The organism is Corallococcus sp. CA047B (assembly GCF_003612065.1).
Taxonomy (GTDB): Bacteria; Myxococcota; Myxococcia; order Myxococcales; family Myxococcaceae; genus Corallococcus; species Corallococcus praedator.
Genome location: NZ_RAWD01000249.1, coordinates 1 through 14,804, shown reverse-complemented (window position 1 = coordinate 14,804; position 14,804 = coordinate 1). Strand labels below are relative to the sequence as shown.

The window sequence follows — 14,804 nt, the reverse complement described above, 5'->3', positions numbered from 1 at the left end:
GCGGGGGCCGCGGCCTCGGGGGCGTCGGAGCTCACGCCATCGGCCTTGATGGGGAACGTGGTCTGGCACCGGGCACACTTGAGCTTCGCGCCCCCGGGCGGGATCCGCCTGTCATCGATGTTGTAGTTCGTCTGGCACGACGGGCAGGAGACTTTCATTGTTTTCCTTCGACGAGACCGGCTGGCGCGCGCACGCGCAGCAATGAATGGGCGGTGCGATGGTCCGCGCGGCGCGTGCAGGCTAGCAGAGCCGTTTCAAGCCCGGAAAGAACGCGCCCCCGGGGCGACGAGTCGTCACCCGGGCGGGCAGGAGGGCGGGCGCACGCCCCTACTGGCAGTATGCCTTCCTTTTCCAGCCCCCCGGACGAGGTGGTAGACCCGGCGGAGCATGGATCCCATCGTCATCCTCGGGGCGGGCCTCGCGGGCCTGTCCACCGCGCATTTCCTCAAGCGCCCCTGGCGCCTCATCGAGAAGTCGGACCGGGTCGGCGGCCTCATCAAGACCGAGGTCATCGACGGGTGTTACTTCGACCCCACCGGCCACTGGCTCCACCTGCGCGACCCGGAGATCCAGGAGCTGGTCAACACGCTCTGGCTGCCTGAACAGATGGTGCGCATCCAGCGCCGCGCCGCGGTGTACTCGCGCGGCACCTTCACGCGCTTCCCCTACCAGGTGAACACCCACGGGCTGCCGCCGGAGGTCGTGGCGGAGAACCTGATCGGCTACGTGGAGGCCATCTACGGTGAGAAGGGCCGGGCCCTGCGCGAGCGCGAGCCCGTCAACTTCGAGGAGTTCATCCTCCGCTACATGGGTGAAGGCTTCGCGAAGAACTTCATGCTGCCCTACAACCAGAAGCTGTGGACCGTGCACCCGCGCGAGATGTCCGCCAACTGGGTGGGCCGCTTCGTGCCGCGTCCCTCCCTCAAGGAGGTCGTCGACGGGGCGCTCGGGGCCGGCAGCGACCAGTTGGGCTACAACGCTTCGTTCCTCTACCCGCGCGAAGGCGGCATCGAGAGCCTGGCGCGCGCGATGAAACAGCACCTGCGCGGCGGCGAATTGAGCGTGCACACCGAGCCCGTCTCCATCGACTGGAAGGCGAAGCAGGTCGTGCTGTCGGACGGGCGCACGCAAGGCTACTCGGGGCTCGTGTCCTCCATCGCGCTGCCCACGCTGGTGCAGTTGATTGCGCGCGGTGCCTCCGGGGTTCCGGAGGAGGTGCAGGCCGCGGCGAAGCGTCTGCGGGCCTTCACCGTCACGTACGTGTGCGTGGGCGCGAAGGGCGCGAACCGTCAGCCCTGGCACTGGATCTACCTGCCGGAGCCGGAGTTCCATGCGTACCGCATCGGTTCGCCCTCGGCGGTGTACGCGCCCCTGGCTCCCTCGGACACGGCCAGCTTCTCCGTCGAGTTCAGCCACCACGGCGAGCTGTCGCTGGAGGACGCGGAGCGCAAGGCGGTGGAGGACCTGCTGCGCTCGGAGATGATCCACTCGAAGGACGACGTCCTCTTCACCAAGGCGAGGGAGATCCCCAACGCGTATGTGCTCTACGACGACGCGTACGGACCGGCGAAGGCGGAGGTCGCCCGCTTCCTGGAGCACGCGGGCATCCTCACCGCGGGGCGTTATGGCCAGTGGGAGTACTCGTCCATGGAGGACGCCATCCTGGGCGGGCGGGCCTGTGCCCGGACGCTGAACGGCTGACGCGAGGGGTCATCTCCTTGTCGACGGGTGGGTTGGGGCCGTGCTAGGCCCCAGGCCTACCTTTCGCTTCTTCTGGACCCATGGCCCTGCACCTCTCCGTCGTCATCCCGGTCTACAACGAAGAGTCCATCATCGCCCAGGCAGCCGAAGAGCTGCGTCAGGGGTTGGATGCGCGCGGGCTCGACTACGAAATCATCTTCGCGGAGAACGGCTCGCGCGACGCGACGCCCATGATCCTGGAGGATCTGTGCTCCAAGAACCCGCGCCTGCGCTGGTTCCACTCGGAGACGCCCAACTACGGCGTGGCGCTGAAGGAGGGCATCCTCAAGGCCCGGGGCACCTACGTGGTGTGCGATGAAATCGACCTGTGCGACCTGACCTTCTACGACGCGGCGCTGCCCCGGCTGGAGCGCGGCGAGGCGGACATGGTCGTGGGCTCCAAGGCGGCCAAGGGCGCGAGTGATCAGCGGCCCCTCATCCGCCGCGCGGCCACGCGGGTGCACAACAAGCTGTTGCGCGTGGCGCTGGGCTTCCAGGGCACCGACACGCACGGCCTGAAGGCGTTCCGCCGCGAAGCGCTGCTGCCCGTCATCCAGAAGTGCGTGGTGGACATGGACGTGTTCGCCAGCGAGTTCGTCATCCGCGCGTGGCGCGAGGGGCTCAACGTGATGGAGATCCCCATCCAGCTCCACGAGAAGCGCCAGCCGTCCATCCACCTGTTCAAGCGCGTGCCCAACGTGCTCAAGAACGTGGGCAAGCTGTTCTACGTCATCCGCGTTCGCGGGACCTGAAGAGGGAGCGCTCCATGCCAGCGGTGCGACTGGCGTCCATCTCCGTCGACCTGGATTCGCTGCCGCACTACTGCCGGATCCACGGGCTGCCCGAGTCGCTCCTGGACGACCGGGCCCGCACGTTGATCCATCGCGTGGCGGTGCCCCGCTTCCGCGACCTGCTGGCCTCCGTCGGAGTGCCCGGGACGTTCTTCGCCATCGGGGAGGACCTGGAGGCGGACCCCGGCGCGGCGGCCGGCATGCGGCAGTCCCACGCGGCGGGCATCGAGGTCGCGAGCCACAGCCACGCCCATGACTACGCGCTCACGCGGCGCGGTGCCGACGCCATCGCGGAAGACCTGGCGCGCGCGGACGCGGCCATCCTGAAGGCCACCGGCGTGCGTCCTTGCGGCTTCCGGGCCCCGGGCTACACGCTGAACGCCGACCTGTACGCGGCCACGGTGGTGCAGGGGTACACGTATGGGTCCTCCGCGTTCCCGGCGGCGCCGTACTACGCGGCGAAGGCGGCGGTGATGGGGGCGCTCGCGGCGCTGGGGCGGCCTTCGCGCTCCGTGCTGGATACGCCCCGCGTGCTGCTCGCGCCGCGCGTGCCGTACCGGCCGGATCCGGCGCAGCCCTACCGACGGGGCACGGGGGCGGTGGTGGAGCTGCCGATGACGGTGACGCCGGTGGTGCGCTTCCCGTTCATCGGCACGTTCGCGACCACGCTGCCTCGCGGCACCATGCGCGCCGCGTACCGGGCATGCCGGGCGGACGCCTTCTTCAACTTCGAGCTGCACGGTGTCGACGTGCTGGACGCGGCGGACGGCATCCCGCCGGAGCTGGTGCGTCAGCAGCGCGACCTGCGCGTGAGCGCCGCGAAGAAGCAGGAGCGGCTGCGCAGCATCTTCCAGTGGCTCAAGGAAGACTTCGACGTCGTCACCCTGCGCGACGCGGCGGGGCAGCTCTCCGCGACGCTCTGAGGGAACGTCGCGCCGCGGGGATCAGCGCGCGGCCTTCAGGGCCTTCCAATCCGCTTCGGCCTGATCCGCGTAGGACTGCGCGAACGCGGTGAGCCGCTTCGTGGCTTCGTGCGTATCGCCGCCCAGCCAGGCCTCCAGGCGCGTGGCCTGCTCCCGCGTGTGGCCATGCGCCCGGGCCAGCACCACGCCCGCCTGTTCGAAGGTGGAGCGCAGGGCCTTCTTCTTGGAGAGCGCGCCGTCGTCCAGCTTGCCCTTCTCCGGTTCCACCTCGCGCACGAGGAAGGCCCGGCCGCCCATGCTCACCGTGCCCGTGAGCGGGTTCGCGTCGCCAGCCAGTTCCTTCTGCGCCTTCACCACGTCCGCGCCGTTCGCGGGGACCGGGGGAGAACCCACGCCGGAGGCCAGCAGCTCCTTCAGCTCCAGCAGCACGGGCGGGGCCTTCGGATCCTTCGCGCCCAGGAGCACGTAGTCGCGCTCCAGGCCGTAGCTGCTGCCACCCGCGTCCAGGCGCTCCGCGAGGTCCAGCACCTTCAGGGGCACGGCCACGCCCTCGGTGCCCTTCAGGGTCGCTTCGTAGGACGCCAGCGCCGCGCGCACCGCGCTCTTCCGCGTCGCGTCCAGCGGCTTGAGCGTGTCCGTGGTGAGGAAACGGGGACCCTTGGCACCGTCGGACTTCACGTACTTCTCCAACAGGTCCTTCGGCGACGTGTCGCGCGACTGGTCGATGAGGTCCTTCACCGGCCCGGACGATTCCTTCTTCGTCAGGAAGGCCCCCGGGTTCGCATCCCCGTCCGCCAGCAGCTCCAGCGTCTCGAAGTACCCTTGCGCGAGCGCCTTGACCGCCTCCGCCTGCTCCCCGGCGGACAGGCCCGCCTCGCGCGCGGTGAGCACGGCGCTGGTGGCCAGCCGCGTGAGGTCCGCTTCCGGCGACGCGATGCCCGCCTGGTCGAAGTCGTTGAGCCCCCACACCGCCTTGCCCTCCGGTCCCCGGAAGGTGCCCAGGTTGCCCACGTGGGCATCCCCCACCACGAGGATGTCCGGGGCCGGCCGGTCCAGGAGCTTCGCGCCTTGCGCGTACGGCCCCCGCAGGTCCGCATGGAAGAGCGCCGGCATCGCCCGGAACATCGCGGAGGGGCTCTCGCGCATCATCGCGAGCTTCTCCTTCAGGCGCGCGGGCGGCAGGGCCAGCTTCGCGTTGAAGTCGCGCACGAAGGCCACCCCCTGGGAGGGCTCCCTCGCGAGGTCGGATGTGGCGGCCTTGGCCCGCGCCGGGGTGTTCACGGCCACGGTGTCGCCGGTCCGGGACGAGGGGGCCCGGGGCTGGAAGTCGCTGGTGGTGTTCATCCGCCCCGCCGGACCTCCCGCGGAGGCGAGCGTCAACACCGTCGCCGCGACGGTGGAACCAGGGGCGGACGTCCGGGAGGGGGGCTTGGGCGGGATGCGCATGGGGGATTCCTTCCGACAGGTTGTCGTCAGAAGCGCGTCGCGGGTTGCTGGCCCACTCCCGGTGTGCGTGCCGGGGTGCTAAGGAGCCAGCCATGCTGGAGCGTTTCAGCGACAAGGTGAAGAAGGGCCTGCGCGGCTGGACCGAGCGCATGGCGGGCGAAGCGCAGTCGGGCGAACTCCAGGGCCTGGCCCGGACGGAGAACGAGTACGGGGTGGACCCCTTCGGGTTCAACCTGGACTACAGCCTGGCCGCCATCGCCCCGTTCCTGTGGCTCTACCGCCACTATTTCCGCGTGGAGGCCTACGGCGCGGACCGCATCCCCGCCGGGCGCGTGCTGCTGGTGTCCAACCACTCCGGCCAGCTGCCCATGGACGGTGCGATGATTGGCATCGCCCTGATGGTGGAGGGCTCTCCGCCGCGCGCCATCCGCAGCATGGTGGAGAAGTGGGTGCCGTCCCTGCCCTACGTCTCCACCTTCATGGCGCGCGTGGGCCAGATCGTCGGCACGCCGGAGAACTGCCGCCGCCTGCTGGAGGCGGAGGAGGCCATCCTCGTGTTTCCCGAAGGCACGCGCGGCCTCAACAAGCTGTGGCCCCAGCGCTACCAGCTCCAGGAGTTCGGCCTGGGCTTCATGCGGCTGGCCCTGGAGACGAACACGCCCATCGTCCCCATCGCCGTGGTGGGCGCGGAAGAGCAGGCCCCCGCGCTGATGAACCTGAAGCCCCTGGCGAAGCTTCTGGGCATGCCGTCCTTCCCCATCACGCCCACCGGCGCGGCGTTCCCGCTGCCCACCAAGTACCGGATCTACTTCGGAGACGCGTTGCACTTCACCGGCCGCGCGGACGACGAGGACAGTGAACTCGACAAGAAGGTGCGCACCGTGAAGGCCTCCATCCAGGCGATGCTCCAGCAGGGGCTCAAGGAACGCCGGGGCGTGTTCTGGTGAGCGCCCCGCACGAGGAAGAGAAGGAGGGCGGGGCGGACAACAAGAAGCCCGCCGTCGTCGTCACGGGCATCAGCGGCAACCTGGGCCGCACCCTGGCGAAGATGCTGCACAAGCGCGAGCGCATCATCGGCATCGACCGGCGCCCCTTCGCGGGCCGGCCGAAGGACGTCGAGATGCACCAGATGGACCTGCGCAAGAAGAAGGCGGAGGACGTCTTTCGCAAGAACGAGGTCCGCGCCGTCATCCACATGGGCATCATGCACGACCCGCGCATGAGCGAGGAGGAGCACCACTCCTTCAACGTCGTGGGCACCACGCGCCTGTTGGAGTACTGCGCGAAGTACGGCGTGAAGAAGGTGGTCGTCCTGTCCTCGGCCAACGTCTACGGCCCCAGCCCGGACAACTCCAACTTCCTCACCGAGGACGCGCCGCTGATGGCCGCGAGCCGCTTCTCCGGCGTGCGCGACCTCATCGAAGTGGACATGCTGGCGCACAGCTTCTTCTGGAAGCATCCGAACATCGAGACGGTCATCCTGCGGCCCGTCCACATCGTCGGACCCACCATCAAGAACGCGCCGTCCAACTACCTGCGGCTGCGCTACCCGTGGACGCTCGCGGGCTTCGACCCGATGGTGCAGCTCATCCACGTGGAGGACGTGGCGCGCGCGATGGTGGAGGCCCTGCGCCCGGAGCCCAAGGGCGTCTACAACGTCGTCGGCCCCGGCCAGGTGCCCCTGTCCGCGGTGCTGGGAGAGCTGGGCCACACCGCCATCCCCGTGCCGCACCCGGTGGCCCGCCCGCTCCTGGGCCTGATGTTCCGCTACCGCCTGGCCAACTTCCCGCCCCCGGAGCTGGACCACATCCAGTTCCTCTGCGCCGTGGACGGCAATCGCTGGGTCCAGGACGTGGGCTGGAAGGCCCGGCACTCCATGCGCGACACCATCCGCTCCGTGGTGGGCGAGTAGCGGATTTTCCATGGGCCGCCGCCGCTCCCCCTGACACGGATGTCACTGGGGCAGTGGCGGGATGGCAGGGGCCCCCTGACAGGACTGTCAGGCAGGCCCCGGCGGTGACGGAAGGCTCGGGCACGCAAGTGTCTGATTTCCCAGGGGCGCCGGGGGCAGGGCAGGGGGGCGCGGAGGTTGGCACCCGCCTTGCTTATATCCCCAGCAACACGGCGAGGTCGCAGCGGGCCTGAGCAACACCGCGCGACCCCGTCACCCTGGTAGGGGGTTCCATTGGGGAACCCTCGACGCCCACCGTCTCGGCCGGCCCCGAGGCGGTGGGCGACTTTTTTTCTACTCCAGCTCGCCCGCGAACGGGCCTGACTGCTGCTTCTCCAGCAGCCAGACGCCATCGCGGAAGACGAACTCCGAGGTAACGGACTCGGTCTGTTCGGAGGCGGAGGGCAGGCGCATCCACTGGATGCGGCTGTGGACGGTGGCGCGCTTGCCGTCGTCGGCGAGCTTCACGTCCTCGATTTCGTAGTCGGTGACGGTGAGGTCGCGCTCGTCGTGCAGCTCGCGGCGCTTGCGCTCGAAGTCCTGGCGCTCCTCGGGGACGAGGAAGCCGGACAGGGCGCGGTAGTTGCGCCAGCGCAGGTTCTTGTGGAAGCCCTCCACGGCGGGGCGGAGCGTTTCCGGGTCCCCAGCGGGTGGGGTGTGGGCACAGGCCCCACCGAGGACCAGGGCGAACATCAGGGCAGGCAGGCGGTTCACGTGCGCGACGCTACCACCCGCTGCGTGCGCGGGACGAGGGCGGTGCTATGGTCCGCACTCCCCGCCCGAGCACCGGAGTCGCGACTCAACATGGCCAAGTCGATGGTGGAGCGCTACGAGCAGCTCCTCCGGCAGGACCCGACCTCTTCCGTCTTCGTGGAGCTGGCGAAGGCGCTCCTGGAGAAGGGAGACGCGGCGCGCACGATTGAAGTGTGCACCCAAGGCATCACCCACCACCCCACGTCCACCGTGGGACGGGTGCTGTGGGGCAAGGCGCTCATCCAACTGGGCCGGCCCGCGGAGGCGATGGAGCAGTTCGATCAGGCCATCGCCATCGAGAAGGACAACCCCTACGCCTACAACCTCATTGGCGAGGTGTTGTTGCAGCGCGGGCTGTTCCGCTCGGCGCTGCCCATCCTTCGCAAGGCCGTGGCGCTGCAACCCAACAACGGGCGCGTGAAGCAGTGGCTGGATCAAGCCCAGCAGGCGCTGTCCGGCGGGCCCGCGCCCATCTTCGCGGACCTGGGCACCCTGGCGGTCCCGGCGGCGGCTCCGGAGGACGACGAGGCCCCGGCGCCGGGGGCGGAGGCACAGCCGTCCGCGTTCGATGCGCGCGCGGCGGCGGCGGCCGGTCTGGAGCCGCGTCGTGCCCGGACGGAGACCCCCGTGGGTGGCGCGGAGCGCGCCGCGTCCGAGGCGGGCCCGGCGAGCGGAGCCGCGCCGACAGCGGGTGCGACGGATGCGCGCGCTTCGGTGGGACCTGCTTCCGGCGGTCCGGAAGGGGCGGGGGCGGAATCCCCCGGAGAACCGTCTTCCGGGCGTGAGGCTTCGGACGGGTCCTCGGATCCCGCTTCCGCGCATGAGGCTTCGGATCCGGCTGACGGGCGTGAGGCCTCGGATCCGGCTGACGGGCGTGACGCTTCGGACGGGTCCTCGGATCCGGCTGACGGACGTGAGGCTCAGGGTGGCCCCGTGGAGGCGGGCCAGGAGTCGTCGGAGTCCAGGCGCGAGGCGCAGGCGGGGGCCGAACCTCAGAACTCCGGGGCTCAGGCGGGCCCGTCGGATCCGGCAAAGGCGCCAGGTCGCGCACGTTCGTCCGGAATGCTCGCGGACCTCCCGGATGCTCCGGCCGACGAGCCTTCTTCGTCGCAGGGCGGCGGGCTGCTCGGAAACCTTCCGGGCCCGGAGGCGGTGCGGGCGCGGGCTCCCGCGCCGGTGGCTCCAGTCGCTACGACGGCGGGCGGCAAGCGCTCGCTGCTGGACGACATCCCGGATGCCACGGAGCTGGCGGCGGCGACCGCTCGCAACAAGGCGGCGGCGAACGCGAAGGACACGGAGGCGCTCGCCGCGAAGTACGAGCGCGAGATGCACGAGAAGATCGCCAAGGAGCGGGCGAAGCAGTCCCTCCTGGAGCGCTACGGCGCGAAGACCGTGGCCCTCTTCGTCGCGATCATCTTCCTGGGCGCGAGCGCGGGCTTCTTCCTGCTCTACCGCTCCCGCCAGGGCGGCCAGACGCTGTCCGAAACGCTGGAGCTGGCCCGGCGGGCGGTGGCGCAGGACACTGGCGCGTCCCTGGACGAAGCGCTCCGGCAGCTTGACCGCGCGCGCGACATGGACGAAGCCAGCGCGCAGGGCTGGGCCCTCACGGCCTACGCGCATGCGCTGCGCTACCAGGACCACGGCGGTGCCTCCGAGGACCGGCGGCTGGCGCTGGAGGCCCTGGAGAAGCCAGGCGTGAAGGACGGCTTCGCCGGGCTGGTGCTCGCGACGAACGAGCTGGTGGCGGACGAGCGGGGCCGTGAGTCGACGCGCCGCGCGCTGCTCGCCTCGCAGGACGATGTGACGGAGGTGCACGCGCTCGCGGGCAGCCTGCTCCTGGCGGCCAAGGACGAGAAGAAGGCCCTGGACCGCTTCGACCGGGCCCTCAAGGCGTCGCCGGGCAACGTCCGCGCGCTGGTGTCCCTGGGCGGCTACTACCTGGCCTCCGAGGACTTCGCGCAGGCGCTGGAGATGTTCAAGCGCGCGCGCGAGGTCTCCAAGGAGCACCCGGCCGCCCGCATCGGCATGGCGGAGAGCCGGCTCGCGCTGGAGCAGGAGCTGGAAGCGGGGCTGGCGGACGTGGCGCCGCTGGCGAAGGATCCGAAGCTGCCCCCCGCGCTCAAGCCCCGCCAGCAGTTGGTGCACGGCGAGCTGCTGTCCGCGCTGGGCAAGTACGAGGAAGCGCGCGCACTGCTCGCCCAGGGCACGCAGGGGCCGCTGGCCATGGACTTCCAGCTCGCGCTGGGGGCCGCGGGCCGCGCCGCCGGCAAGCTGGAGGCCGCGCAGCAGGCCTATGAGGCCGCGTTGAAGCTCCAGCCCAAGAGCGAGGACGCGAAGGAAGGCCTGGGGCGCACGCTGCTGGATCGCGACCGCGAGCGCGAGGCGCTGCAGCGGCTGGAGGTGGATGGGGGCCGCAAGGTGGCGATGGTGCGCGGCGCGGCGTACGCGCGGCTGGGAGACTGGAAGAAGGCCCGCGCGGAGCTGGCCCGCACGCGCGTGAACGACCGCTATCCGCCGGAGGCCGTCGCGGTGCTGGCGCTGGCGGACGCGAACGAAGGCAACGGCGCCCAGGCACGCGAGGTGCTGGAGAAGGCGCTCGCCAAGCGGCCGCGCACCGACCTGCGCGTGGCGCTGGGGCAGGTGTACTGGCGCGAGCGCGCGCTCGACAAGGCGCAGGCCCAGTTCGACGAGGCGCTGAAGGACCCCCGCGACTACGAGGGTGCGTGCTCCCTGGGGCGGCTGCTCCTGGCGCGCGGCCTGCCGGACATGGCCCTCAAGCCGCTGACGCAGGCGGTGGAGCGCAACGGCGCGCATGGCGAGTCTCGCGACGCGCTGGGCCGCGTGCTCCTGGCGCTGGGCCGCACGCCAGAGGCGCTGAAGCAGTTCGAGGCGTGGCAGCTGGACAACCCTGGCAGCGCGGCGGCGCAGAAGGGCTTCGCGCTGGCGCTGTACCAGTCCGGTCGCCGCAAGGAGGCCGAAGGGGCGTCGGGCCGCGCGGTGAAGCTCGCGCCGGAGGACGCGGAGGGGCAGCGGCTGCGCGCGGCGCTCCTGTTCAGCAACGGCGATGCGAAGGGCGGCTTCGCGGCGCTGGAGCGCGCCAACAAGCTGGACTCCAAGGACCCCAACACCTTCTGTGAAATCGCCCAGGCCTTCCTGCGCCAGGGCCAGGTCGAGAGCGCGGACGCGGCCTTCGCGGCGGCGCGGCGCGAGGGTCCGGACGCGACGTGCGGCCGCGTGGGCGAGCTGTACGCGCAGCTTCCCGGCGGAGGCCGGGGCGCGTCGCGCACGCTGCAGGACCTGGCCGACCGTGCACACACCGTCTGGGACAAGGCCTTCGCCCAGACGACGCTGGCGCGGGTGCTGCTGGGCGCGGGCATGGTGAAGGAGGCGCGGGCGGCCGCCGACGAGGCCGTGAAGCTGGCCCCCTTCAGCGGCCGGGCATACCTGGCGCTGGGCCTGGTGGCCTTCAAGCAACGGCAGGAGGCCCCCGCGCGCGAGGCGCTGGCCAAGGCGGTGGAGCTGGAGCCCACCGACGGCATGGCGCACCTGGCGCTGGCGGACGTCCTGGCGCGCGAGACGGCGGAGTTGCCCCGGGCGGTGGAGTCCTACGAGGCCTTCCTGCGGCTCGCAGGGGAGGCCCCGGATGCGAAGCGCGTGAAGAAGGCCCTTCCGCTCCTCAAGCGCCGGGCGTCGAGATAGCGTGACCGACGTGCGCGAGCGGCCCCCGTCTTCACCCCTGCTGCAGGTCATGTGGGGCAACGCCTTCCTGCTGTCGGTGCTCTACCTGCTGGTGGGCATCGTCGTGGAGGTCCTCCGGCGGAAGTTCCGCTCGCCGACGGTCGAGCGCCTGTCCATGGCGCTCGACTCCCTGCCGGCGCGGGCGCTGGAGGTGGTGCACGGCCTGGAGCCGCTGCGCGCGGCGTACTTCAACGGCCGCATCTCCGATTTGGGGGTGCGCGTCCTCTTCGGCGTCGTCACCGTGGTGGTCATCTTCCTGCTCGCGCTGGTGGTGGGCGCCATCATGGGCGTGCTGCGGTGGGCCGTCCTTCGCGCCGCCGGCCACCGGAGCGGCCCTCCCCAGGGCTGAGCGCCCAAGGCCCGCCGACGGCGGGCCTCACGAGGTGCGGCGCAGCTTCGACTTGCGCACGCGCGGGGGCACGGGCGAGGCCTGCGGCTCATGGCCCGCGGCGCGGGCCATCAGGCAGATCTCCACCACCTTGGGGCCGAAGCGCTCCCAGCGGCTCTCCCCGGTGCCCTTCACCGCGAGGAAGGACTCCCGGTCCACCGGCAGCTCGGCGGCGATGCCCAGGAGTGTCGCGTCGTTGAAGATGATGAAGGGCGGGACATCCAGGTCCTTGGCCAGGTCCTTGCGCCAGCGGCGCAGCTCCGTGGAGGCCAGCTCGCTGTAGACCCGCACCGGCGCGCCGGAGGCTGCGGGCGCGGCGCGCGAGGAGGATCCGGACGGCTTGGGCATCATGCTGCCCGCGCACCGGTCGCACGTGCCGCACACCGTCGCCGCGTCCGCCTGCCCGAAGTAGTTCAGGATGAACGCGCGCCGGCACTTCGGCGTGTACGCGTAGTCCGTCATCCGCTTGAGCATCAGCAGGTTGTGCCGCTCCTGCGTGCGGACCCGGCTCAGGTCCACGCTCAGCTCGCGGAACGGGACGCGCTCCAGCGCGCGGATGGAGCGCCCCGCGAAGGGCTTGCGCACCCGCACGACGCCCGCCTTCTCCAGGAGCCCCAGCGCGTGCCGGAGCTCGTCCTCCGACAGCGCCGTGCGCCGCGCGAGGATGGGCAATTCCGTGGTGGCCTGACGTCCCACCGGGAAGGTCTCCAGCAGCGAGCGCAAGAGCCGCTGGGTCTCCGGCGCGTGCGGCTGGGCCGTGGGCGCCTTGTCGGTCAGCGTCAGCCCGTACTCGCCCTCGCCGCGACCGCCGCGCTCCAGCTTGCCCTCGCGCTCGAAGATCTTGAGCGCGGCGGAGACCTCGAACTCGCTGGCGCCCACCATGCCCGCCAGCGCGTGCACGCCCCGGTCGAACTCCTCCACGCCCTGAAGCGCTGACCACACGTCCGACAGCACGGACTCGGACGGGTGGCTGCTCTCGATGAGGCGCTCCTGCGTGTACACGTCCGCGTGGTTGAACAGCAGCGCCGCCGTGGCGGGGTTGCCGTCCCGGCCCGCGCGGCCAATCTCCTGGTAGTACGCCTCCACCGCGCGGGGGATGTTGGCGTGCGCGACGAAGCGGATGTCCGACTTGTCGATGCCCATGCCGAAGGCGTTGGTGGCCACCGCCACCGCCTCCTTCGCGGACATGAAGTCCTCCTGCGCGCGGCGGCGGGCGTCGTCCTCCATGCCCGCGTGGTACAGCACCGCGCGCACCTTGCGCGTCACGAGCGCGGAGTGCATCCCTTCCGCGGCCTTGCGCGTGGAGCAGTAGATGATGCCGCTGCCGCCCTTGGCCGCCAGCTGGGCGCAGGCCTCCCGGCGCTCCTCGTCCCCGTTGACGTTCACCACGTCGAGGAAGAGGTTCGGCCGGTCGAAGCCCTGGGCGAACACCCTCGGGTCCTTCATCAGCAGCACGCGGACGATGTCGTCGCGCACCTCCGGGGTCGCCGTGGCGGTGAGGGCCACCGTGCGCGGGGGGCGCAGCCGCTTGCGCACCTGTCCCAGGAGCGCGTAGTCCGGCCGGAAGTCGTGGCCCCACTGGGAGATGCAGTGCGCCTCGTCCACGGCGAACAGCTCCACGCCCAGCTCGGAGATGAGCTCCAGGAAGCTTCCGCTGCGGAAGCGCTCCGGCGCGACGTAGAGCAGCTTGTACTCGCGGGCGCGCAGCTTGCGCAGGCGCTCCGCCCGCTCCAGGTCCGACAGCGAGGAGTTGATGAAGGTGGCCGGGATGCCCTTCGCGGTGAGCTGCTCCACCTGGTCCTTCATCAACGCGATGAGCGGCGACACCACCAGCGTGATGCCCGGCAGGAGCAGCGCCGGCAGCTGGTAGCACAGGCTCTTGCCCGCGCCCGTGGGCATCACCACCACGGTGTTGCGGCCGCTGAGCACGGAGTTGATGACGGGGGCCTGGCCGGGGCGGAACTCCGACAGGCCGAAGTACCGCACCAGTCCCCGCTGGGCATCTTCGAGGAAGGGCAGGGACTCCAGCATCGCGCGCATGTTCATCATCCTGGGTCGGCCGTCAACGCCTATCCCTGTCCGTGGGCACCGGTGCCCCACCTCACAGCTCGAGCCCCGGAGGAAGTGGAACCGCCAGCGCCGCCCGTTTCCTCGCCACCTCGCGCCGCAGTTCTTCCGTCCGCTCCGGGTCCAGGCGGCCATCCACGATGACGTCCCCCTCGCGTGCGCCCGGCGGCAGCCTCCAGCGCTCCACCGTGCACGCCTGCCCGCTCCCGGTTTGCACCACCCGGGCCCGCGTGCCCTCCAGCAGCTCCACGTGCACGGGGCTGGCGCCCACCCCCAGCAGCACCCCCGCCATCATCACCAGCCCCCGTCCGGCGTGCCGCACTTGCGTCGCCCCTCCCGCTCGCTGTCCGGCAGCAGTCCTCGCTCCAGCATCGACACGTAGGCGCCGTCCCCCACGACGACGTGGTCGAGCAGCTTCACGCCCAGGAGCCCCGCCGCGCGCGCCAGGTGCTCGGTGAGGCCCACGTCCTGGACGCTGGGCTCCGGGTCCCCCGACGGGTGGTTGTGCGCGAGCACGATGGCCGTGGCTCGCGCGGACAACGCCGCGGCGAACACCTCCCGGGGATCCACCGGGCACGCGCTCAGCGTTCCTTCTGCCACCCGGGCGTCATGCACCAGCACGTTGCGCGGGTTGAAGCACAGCACGTGGAACACCTCGCGCCGGAGCGCGCCCAGCGTGGGCGTCAGGTACGCGTGGATATCCTTCGGCGTGCGCAGCTTGGGACGGCGTTCCGGAGAGCGCTGCGCGCGCCGCCCCAGCTCCAGCGCCGCCAACAGCCGCGATGTTCGGGCCGGGCCCACGCCCCGGCGTGCGCACAGGGCCCGGGGATCCTCCTGCACCAGCGCCTTGAGCCCACCCCGCGTCAGGCCCGCGTCCTTGAGGCCCGTGCCCCTGGGCCCCTCCGTCCACAACAACCCCAGCAACTCCAGGTCGGTGAGGGCCTCCGCGCCCAGCCGGAAGAGGCGCTCGCGCGCGTCCTCCGTGAGGGCCCTCACCGACCTGGAGT

The 14,804-nt window shown here is 71.1% G+C and carries 13 protein-coding genes; 7 read left to right on the top strand and 6 right to left on the bottom strand.

All coding sequences use genetic code 11. The features are described 5' to 3' along the window. On the bottom strand, positions 1-158 hold a 158-nt coding region (locus D7X74_RS45375), incomplete at its 3' end, for a zinc-ribbon domain-containing protein (RefSeq protein ID WP_199732913.1). Positions 159-387: 229 nt separating this feature from the next. On the opposite strand from D7X74_RS45375, the gene D7X74_RS30205 reads away from it, so the two are divergent. The 3 genes from D7X74_RS30205 (at position 388) to D7X74_RS30195 (ending at position 3,454) form a co-directional block, all read left to right on the top strand. Beyond that, the gene (locus tag D7X74_RS30205; protein WP_120536473.1) at positions 388-1,701 is read left to right on the top strand and encodes an NAD(P)/FAD-dependent oxidoreductase; all 1,314 of its coding nucleotides are present in this window, start codon (positions 388-390) and stop codon (positions 1,699-1,701) included. A gap of 80 nt (positions 1,702-1,781) precedes the next feature. Further along, on the top strand, positions 1,782-2,492 hold the full coding sequence (locus D7X74_RS30200; protein WP_120536472.1) for a glycosyltransferase family 2 protein: 711 nt from the start codon (positions 1,782-1,784) through the stop codon (positions 2,490-2,492). Positions 2,493-2,515: 23 nt separating this feature from the next. Continuing rightward, complete coding sequence (locus D7X74_RS30195) at positions 2,516-3,454, top strand: polysaccharide deacetylase family protein (protein WP_199732914.1); 939 nt, start codon at positions 2,516-2,518, stop codon at positions 3,452-3,454. A gap of 21 nt (positions 3,455-3,475) precedes the next feature. On the opposite strand, the gene D7X74_RS30190 is transcribed toward D7X74_RS30195, so the two are convergent. Beyond that, complete coding sequence (locus D7X74_RS30190; protein WP_120536470.1) at positions 3,476-4,900, bottom strand: DUF2252 family protein; 1,425 nt, start codon at positions 4,898-4,900, stop codon at positions 3,476-3,478. Positions 4,901-4,992: 92 nt separating this feature from the next. Between D7X74_RS30190 and D7X74_RS30185 the strand changes: the two genes are divergently transcribed. Both D7X74_RS30185 and D7X74_RS30180 read left to right on the top strand, forming a co-directional pair. Then, positions 4,993-5,847: a lysophospholipid acyltransferase family protein gene (locus tag D7X74_RS30185; protein WP_120536469.1), complete on the top strand. Its 855-nt coding sequence runs from the start codon at positions 4,993-4,995 to the stop codon at positions 5,845-5,847. Further along, a complete protein-coding gene (locus D7X74_RS30180) occupies positions 5,844-6,812 on the top strand; it encodes an SDR family oxidoreductase (RefSeq protein ID WP_120536468.1) in 969 nt (322 codons plus the stop codon). The genes D7X74_RS30185 and D7X74_RS30180 overlap by 4 nt, the downstream gene beginning before the upstream one ends. A gap of 333 nt (positions 6,813-7,145) precedes the next feature. On the opposite strand, the gene D7X74_RS30175 is transcribed toward D7X74_RS30180, so the two are convergent. Beyond that, positions 7,146-7,565 (bottom strand): hypothetical protein, encoded by a 420-nt coding sequence (locus tag D7X74_RS30175; RefSeq protein WP_120536467.1) that lies wholly within the window; start codon positions 7,563-7,565, stop codon positions 7,146-7,148. Between the two features lie 90 nt (positions 7,566-7,655). Between D7X74_RS30175 and D7X74_RS30170 the strand changes: the two genes are divergently transcribed. Both D7X74_RS30170 and D7X74_RS30165 read left to right on the top strand, forming a co-directional pair. Further along, positions 7,656-11,303 (top strand): tetratricopeptide repeat protein, encoded by a 3,648-nt coding sequence (locus D7X74_RS30170; protein WP_120536466.1) that lies wholly within the window; start codon positions 7,656-7,658, stop codon positions 11,301-11,303. A 1-nt stretch (position 11,304) separates the two neighbouring features. Then, positions 11,305-11,691, top strand: coding sequence for a hypothetical protein (locus D7X74_RS30165; RefSeq protein WP_370450819.1), 387 nt, complete (start codon positions 11,305-11,307; stop codon positions 11,689-11,691). Between the two features lie 27 nt (positions 11,692-11,718). Here D7X74_RS30165 and D7X74_RS30160 read toward each other — a convergent pair whose 3' ends face one another. From D7X74_RS30160 to radC, 3 genes are all read right to left on the bottom strand, one after another. Next, the gene (locus tag D7X74_RS30160; RefSeq protein ID WP_370450818.1) at positions 11,719-13,770 is read right to left on the bottom strand and encodes a RecQ family ATP-dependent DNA helicase; all 2,052 of its coding nucleotides are present in this window, start codon (positions 13,768-13,770) and stop codon (positions 11,719-11,721) included. Between the two features lie 61 nt (positions 13,771-13,831). Then, on the bottom strand, positions 13,832-14,119 hold the full coding sequence (locus D7X74_RS30155; protein ID WP_370450817.1) for a DUF3006 domain-containing protein: 288 nt from the start codon (positions 14,117-14,119) through the stop codon (positions 13,832-13,834). Further along, positions 14,092-14,793, bottom strand: coding sequence for a DNA repair protein RadC (gene radC / locus D7X74_RS30150; RefSeq protein WP_120536474.1), 702 nt, complete (start codon positions 14,791-14,793; stop codon positions 14,092-14,094). The genes D7X74_RS30155 and radC overlap by 28 nt, the downstream gene beginning before the upstream one ends. Between the last annotated feature and the right edge of the window lie 11 nt (positions 14,794-14,804).

Bases quoted from the DNA above. Each gene is read 5' to 3' on its own strand.
- D7X74_RS30205 (WP_120536473.1), top strand. From the start codon at position 388: ATGGATCCCATCGTCATCCTCGGGGCGGGCCTCGCGGGCCTGTCCACC.
- D7X74_RS30200 (WP_120536472.1), top strand. From the start codon at position 1,782: ATGGCCCTGCACCTCTCCGTCGTCATCCCGGTCTACAACGAAGAGTCC.
- D7X74_RS30190 (WP_120536470.1), bottom strand. From the start codon at position 4,900: ATGCGCATCCCGCCCAAGCCCCCCTCCCGGACGTCCGCCCCTGGTTCC.
- D7X74_RS30185 (WP_120536469.1), top strand. From the start codon at position 4,993: ATGCTGGAGCGTTTCAGCGACAAGGTGAAGAAGGGCCTGCGCGGCTGG.
- D7X74_RS30170 (WP_120536466.1), top strand. From the start codon at position 7,656: ATGGCCAAGTCGATGGTGGAGCGCTACGAGCAGCTCCTCCGGCAGGAC.
- D7X74_RS30160 (WP_370450818.1), bottom strand. From the start codon at position 13,770: ATGCGCGCGATGCTGGAGTCCCTGCCCTTCCTCGAAGATGCCCAGCGG.